1 protein-coding gene is annotated in these 404 nt (G+C 48.0%); it reads right to left on the bottom strand.

Features of this window, described 5'->3' with window-relative positions:
* Positions 1–266 (bottom strand): transglycosylase SLT domain-containing protein (locus tag ACFIKU_RS10140; RefSeq protein ID WP_375657434.1); only part of this gene is annotated, 266 nt, incomplete at its 3' end.
* Between the last annotated feature and the right edge of the window lie 138 nt (positions 267–404).

Genomic DNA, 404 nt, shown 5'->3' on the forward strand with positions numbered 1-404 from the left:
CGGCTTAAATGGTTGCGATTGTCAAGCGTCAACCGCCCCATGGCATCTGCCGCTTGCATGGGGTCAAAACGGTCTTGCAAACCATATTGTTTGGCTGTGCTGTCTATAAATTGATACAACCCACCCGCCGAAGAACGGGGATTCCTTGCATTCGGATTGCCGCCACTTTCCACTTGCGCTACACGGTATAAATAGCTTTCGGGCAAGCCATACCGTGCTGCTGCTTGACGGATCGCTTGCTCTACAGAAGGACTATAACGGGTCATCGGTTAAACATCCTCACAACCTCGTTTCCACTTAATCTAAACAAATCAGAAAAACGCTTTTTCACCCACTCTTTCGTCGCATATCCCTTATGATGCGCTTTCACCATGCGTTGAATGAGATCGACAATTTGAGCATTC

The organism is Bartonella sp. CM120XJJH (genome assembly GCF_042194715.1).
In the GTDB taxonomy this organism is placed as follows: domain Bacteria; phylum Pseudomonadota; class Alphaproteobacteria; order Rhizobiales; family Rhizobiaceae; genus Bartonella.